Here is a 4,102-nt window from a genome sequence, read left to right as displayed (position 1 = left end):
CCGTACGTACGTGCGGCGGGAGCGGACTACAGCGGTCCGTGTGCCCGTACGGCCTGAGCGGAGTACCGCGGTCCGTATGCCCGTACCGTCCGAGCGGACTACCGCGGTCCGTACTTGCGGCCCGTGGACGACGTGACCCGCGAGAGCGCGCCGCGCGGCGCGAGCTTCGCCAGGCTCGTCAGCGCCTTGTACCGCGGGTCCGGCACGGACAGCGACTTGCCGCGCGCCAGGTCCCGCAGCGCCGCGTCGGCCAGCTTGTCGGCGTCCAGCCACATCCAGTCCGGGATGTTGTCGGTGCCCATGCCCGCCCGCTGGTGGAACTCGGTCCGTACGAAACCGGGGCAGAGCGCCATCAGCCGCACCCCGCTCCCGGCCAGGTCCCGCGCGGCGCCCTGGGTGAACTGGACGACCCACGCCTTGCTCGCCCCGTACGTGCCGCGCGGCACGAACGCCGCCACCGACGCGACGTTCACCACGCCGCCGCGCCCCCGCTCGCGCATCGAGGCCGCCGCCGCGCTCGTCAGCCGCAGCACCGCCTCGCAGTGCACCTTGAGCATGGTCAGCTCGTCGGCCATCGGCACGTCGAGGTAGTTGCCCTTGTTGCCGAACCCGGCGTTGTTCACCAGCAGGTCCACCGGGTGCGTACGGTCCGTGACGCGCTCCTCGACCGCGGCGATCCCCTCGTCCTGCGAGAGGTCGGCGCGGAGCACCTCCGCCTCCACGCCGTGCCGGTCGTGGAGTTCGGTCGCCTGGTCGCGCAGGCGCTCGGGGTCGCGCGCCACCAGCACCACGTTGTGCCCGTCGGAGGCCAGGCGCCGGGCGAAGGCGGCGCCGATGCCGGCCGTCGCTCCCGTGATCAGTGCAGTCGTCATACGCGAACGTTAGTGCCCGGCGAGCCCTCGCCGCTCCCCGCTCCGCCGTCGTCCCCGGCCTCGCGGGCGACGTAGTTGACGGCCTTCTCCCGCGCGTCCGGGGGCAGGGCGTCGCCCGCGGCCAGTACGCGCGGCAGGAGTTCGCGCTCGGTGGTGACCGCGCGGAAGAGGAGGGCGACCGTCACATCGTGGTCGGGCCGGTGCACGATCTCGACGGGGTCGCCGGCGCGGATCTCGCCGGGTTCGAGCACCCGCAGATACGCGCCGGGCACTCCGGCCAGGGTGAACCGCCGTACCCAGCCCTTCTCTTCGAGCCATCCCGCGAACGTACGGCAGGGGATGCGCGGCGAGGTCACCTCCAGCAGCAGGTCCGGGCCGACGCGCCAGCGCTCGCCGACGAGCGCGCCGGTGACGTCGATCCCGGCGGTGGTGAGGTTCTCGCCGAATGTGCCGGGCGCCAGCTCGCGCCCCAACTCCCGCTCCCAGAAGTCGAGATCCTCGCGGGCGTAGGCGTATACGGCCTGGTCGTCGCCGCCGTGGTGGCGCCGGTCGCAGACGGCGTCCCCGGCGACTCCGCTGCCCCCGGTGCCCTTGGGGCCGGGCGCCGCCACCGCCACCGGGCCGTCCACGGGGCGTTTGTCGATGCCTGTGCCGCCGTCCCAGTCGGTGTAGTCGGCGGTCCTCGGTCGGCCGGAATTCACGGTGAGCAGACGCATGGGCAGCAGCGTAGACGAAGCGTCCCAAAGCGGTGTGCGAATATTTTCGGCCACCCCCAAGACGGCCTTATGCTCGCAGTATGATCAAGGCTCGACATCTCCGGGTGCTGCGCGCTGTCGCCGCCACGGGCTCGCTCTCCGGCGCGGCCCGCGAACTGGGCTGCACCCAGCCCGCCGTCTCTCAGCAGATGAAGGCCCTGGAACAGTCGGCCGGCACGCCGCTGCTGGTCCGTACGGGCCGCGAGACGCGCCTGACCGAGGCCGGGGCGGCGCTGGTGCGGCACGCGACCGGCATCCTGTCCGGGCTGACGGCCGCCGAGGAGGAGGTCGCGGCCATCGCCGGGCTGCGGGCCGGGCGGGTGCGGCTGGTCTCCTTCCCCAGCGGCAGCTCGACGCTGGTGCCGACCGCGCTGGCCGATATGCGCGCGGCGCACCCGGGCACCCGCATCTCGCTGGTCGAGGCCGAGCCGCCGCGCTCGGTGGAGATGCTGCGCGCGGGCGACTGCGAGATCGCGCTGGCCTTCCGCTACCCGGACGTCCGCGGCGCGGACCCGTCAGCCGACGCGGAGTGGGACGACCTGGTCGTACGCCACCTGCTGACGGACCGGCTCGTCGGCGTCGTACCCGAGGGGCACCGGCTCGCCGACGCGGACCGGATCGCCGTCGGCGACCTGGCCGACGAGCCCTGGATCGCCGGCTGCCCGCGCTGCCGCAGCCATCTGGAGCGGGTGTGCGAGAGCGCGGGTTTCACGCCGCGGATCGACTTCGCGACGGATGACTACCCGGCGGTGTTCGGCCTGGTCGGAGCCGGTATGGGGGTGGCGGTGATGCCCGAGCTGGCGCTGGAGACGCTCCGTCCCAAGGGCGCCCGCACGGTCCGTGTGGAGCCTGCCGTGGAACGCGAGATCGTCGCCCTCACCCTCCCCGACCTCGACCGCGTCCCCGCGGTCGCGGCCATGCTGGACCGCTTGGCCACGGCTGGGACCCGCTGAGGAAGGGGGCTCGTACCGCCGGTTCCGCGTACTGTCGGGCCCACGTACCGCCGGTTCCGTGTGCGGCCGGGCCCGCGTGCCGATTCGGTTCGACCGGATGGCGGATGAACGTTTCTTCCGGGGCTCGGGGCGTGCCGTCGTCAGACGGCCGTCGCGCCGGAGGCCGCGATCACGCGGTGCCGGGCGCGGCCCATGAGCTCCTCGCGCTCGTCTTCGGTGAGGCCGCCCCAGACGCCGTAGGGCTCCCGTACGGCGAGCGCGTGCGCCGCGCACTCCGAGCGCACGGGGCAGCGCATGCACACCTCTTTCGCCGAGGTCTCGCGGGCGCTGCGAGCGGCGCCGCGTTCTCCCTCCGGGTGGAAGAACAGAGAGCTGTCGACCCCCCGGCACGCGGCCAGGAGCTGCCAGTCCCACAGGTCGGCGTTGGGACCGGGAAGGCGGGAGAAATCTGCCATTGCTTATCCCCTCGGAACGTTCTGATCCGGACGCACTGCCCATGACCGTACATCCGCCGTGTAAGCAGATGTAAATATGACTCATTGCGAATCTAGCCATAGACACCTCCAAAATGGAAGAAAAATCCAAGAAGATGGGCAAATGGGGCATAGGGTAAAGGCGAGGTGGCCGGGCCGGGCGTGGCGTGCCCCATGTCGGCCCCCTCGCGTGGACTGCTGAAGGCGGTCGCCCGAGCCCGTAACTCTTTCGGGTGACCGTCGTTGAGAGTGCGAGGCGGTTGACGGATTAAGGACTCGGGCAGATGTCCGAGCGCGTCGATCGCGCAGGTGACGATCAGTACCAGCCTGGAGGCTCAAGGTGACGCGCAGCAGCTGTGAGAGCCGCGGAGGACAGCCATGACATCCGTCCTCGTCTGTGACGACTCCCCGCTTGCCCGAGAGGCGCTCCGCCGTGCGGTGGCGACCGTGCCCGGTGTCGAGCGTGTGACGACGGCGGCCAACGGCGAGGAAGTCCTCCGCCGCTGGGGCGCCGATCGCTCGGACCTGATTCTGATGGACGTGCGGATGCCCGGCCTCGGCGGCGTCGAAACCGTACGGCGGCTGCTCTCGGCGGACCCCGGGGCCCGCATCATCATGCTCACGGTGGCCGAGGACCTCGACGGGGTGGCGCTGGCCGTCGCCGCCGGGGCCCGCGGCTATCTGCACAAGGACGCCTCGCGCGCCGAGCTGCGCGCGACCGTCACACAGGCGCTCGCCGACCCCACCTGGCGGCTCGCCCCGCGCAGACTGCGGTCGGCCGAGATGGGCGCCGCGCCGACCCTGACCGCGCGCGAGATCCAGGTGCTGGAGGGTATGAGCCACGGCCGCTCCAACGCGGAGATCGGACGTGAGCTCTTCCTCTCCGAGGACACGGTCAAGACGCACGCGCGCCGGCTGTTCAAGAAGCTCGGCGCATCCGACCGGGCGCACGCCGTGGCGCTCGGATTCCGCTGGGGTCTGGTCCGCTGAGACCGATGCGGCGTGCGGCGTTGTGAGGTCGCGGCGCGCACCACTCGTCCGGGTGGTGC

At 72.1% G+C, this 4,102-nt stretch carries 5 protein-coding genes; 2 read left to right on the top strand and 3 right to left on the bottom strand.

Features of this window, described 5'->3' with window-relative positions:
* Nucleotides 1-98: 98 nt before the first annotated feature.
* Both ACFU99_RS35760 and ACFU99_RS35755 read right to left on the bottom strand, forming a co-directional pair.
* The gene (locus tag ACFU99_RS35760; RefSeq protein ID WP_384400416.1) at nucleotides 99-872 is read right to left on the bottom strand and encodes an SDR family NAD(P)-dependent oxidoreductase; all 774 of its coding nucleotides are present in this window, start codon (nucleotides 870-872) and stop codon (nucleotides 99-101) included.
* Nucleotides 869-1,588, bottom strand: a complete 720-nt coding sequence (locus ACFU99_RS35755; RefSeq protein WP_384400413.1) for an MOSC domain-containing protein — start codon at nucleotides 1,586-1,588, stop codon at nucleotides 869-871. Before ACFU99_RS35755 ends, ACFU99_RS35760 begins: the two co-directional genes overlap by 4 nt.
* Nucleotides 1,589-1,668: 80 nt before the next feature.
* On the opposite strand from ACFU99_RS35755, the gene ACFU99_RS35750 reads away from it, so the two are divergent.
* On the top strand, nucleotides 1,669-2,580 hold the full coding sequence (locus ACFU99_RS35750; RefSeq protein WP_384400410.1) for a LysR family transcriptional regulator: 912 nt from the start codon (nucleotides 1,669-1,671) through the stop codon (nucleotides 2,578-2,580).
* 140 nt (nucleotides 2,581-2,720) lie between these two features.
* On the opposite strand, the gene ACFU99_RS35745 is transcribed toward ACFU99_RS35750, so the two are convergent.
* Nucleotides 2,721-3,035 (bottom strand): WhiB family transcriptional regulator, encoded by a 315-nt coding sequence (locus tag ACFU99_RS35745; protein WP_384400407.1) that lies wholly within the window; start codon nucleotides 3,033-3,035, stop codon nucleotides 2,721-2,723.
* Between the two features lie 396 nt (nucleotides 3,036-3,431).
* On the opposite strand from ACFU99_RS35745, the gene ACFU99_RS35740 reads away from it, so the two are divergent.
* Nucleotides 3,432-4,043, top strand: coding sequence for a response regulator transcription factor (locus ACFU99_RS35740; RefSeq protein ID WP_003948568.1), 612 nt, complete (start codon nucleotides 3,432-3,434; stop codon nucleotides 4,041-4,043).
* Nucleotides 4,044-4,102: the final 59 nt, after the last annotated feature.

Origin of the sequence: Streptomyces sp. NPDC057654 (assembly GCF_042800135.1) — a bacterium.
GTDB lineage: Bacteria > Actinomycetota > Actinomycetes > Streptomycetales > Streptomycetaceae > Streptomyces.
This window is presented reverse-complemented; position numbering and strand designations above follow the sequence as displayed.